The organism is Streptomyces sp. NPDC004732, from assembly GCF_040609235.1.
Lineage (GTDB): Bacteria > Actinomycetota > Actinomycetes > Streptomycetales > Streptomycetaceae > Streptomyces.
Genome location: NZ_JBEXJR010000051.1, coordinates 1 through 1240, shown reverse-complemented (window position 1 = coordinate 1240; position 1240 = coordinate 1). Strand labels below are relative to the sequence as shown.

Annotated in this window: 1 protein-coding gene; it reads left to right on the top strand. The window is 38.1% G+C overall.

Annotated features, from left to right (window positions below; genetic code table 11):
- Positions 1-1240, top strand: a 1240-nt coding sequence (locus tag ABZV77_RS42695) for a heavy metal translocating P-type ATPase (protein ID WP_356268795.1), incomplete at both ends; no start/stop codon positions are given.

Here is a 1240-nt window from a genome sequence, read left to right as displayed (position 1 = left end):
AGGAACACTAAATGAAGAAGGTGTTCTTGAAGTCAAAGTAACAAAAAAAGTAACGGATACAACGATTGCCAAAATCATTCACTTAGTTGAAGAAGCGCAAGGAGAACGAGCTCCTGCACAAGCCTTTGTAGATAAATTTGCAAAATACTATACGCCATTCATAATTATTATGGCCCTTTTGATAGTGGTTGTTCCTCCGCTATTCTTTGGTGGTGACTGGAATAAATGGCTTTACCAAGGGTTATCCATTTTAGTTGTCGGATGTCCTTGTTCATTAGTGATCTCAACACCTGTTTCAATTGTTTCGGCTATTGGTAATGCAGCAAAAAATGGTGTTTTAGTAAAAGGCGGAGTCTATCTGGAAGAAATTGGTCATTTGAGAGCAATTGCTTTCGATAAGACTGGAACCTTAACAAAAGGAAAGCCTGTCGTAACGGATTTCATTGCAACCAGTTCTGAAACTGATATAAATTATCTATCGATTATTTCATCGTTGGAATCTCTTTCTCAACACCCATTAGCTTCTGCTATTTTAAACGAAGCGGATAAAACTAATGTGGATTACAAGTCAATACAAATCGAGGATTTCCAATCTATCACAGGTAAAGGACTTACAGGTATACATCAAAACATACGTTACTATATTGGAAGCCCTAAACTGTTTTCTGCATCAGTAATCGAAGAAACAGCGGTCAAAGTACAATACAGACAATTTCAAGAACAAGGGAAAACCGCCATGTATTTCGGTACTGACGAACAAATTTTAGGAGTAATTGCTGTCGCGGATGAAGTAAGAGATTCAAGTGCTGCCGTTATTTCTGAACTCCACAAGTTGTCAATTGAACACACTATTATGCTTACTGGTGATAATACTAAAACCGCTGAATCTATTGGTAAGCAATTAGGTGTGACTGAAATAAAAGGAGATCTAATGCCTCAAGAAAAATTAGATTCGATTAAAGCGTTGCGGACAACTTATAATAAAGTAGCAATGGTTGGCGACGGCATTAATGATGCACCAGCATTAGCTGCATCGACGGTTGGTATTGCAATGGGCGGTGCAGGGACAGATACGGCTCTCGAAACTGCTGATGTTGCTCTAATGGGCGACGATTTACAAAAATTACCATTCATTGTTAGACTTAGCCGTCAAACTCTAAAAGTAATTAAGCAAAATATCACCTTCTCATTAGGTATAAAACTATTAGCTCTACTACTAGTCATACCAGGTTGGCTAACA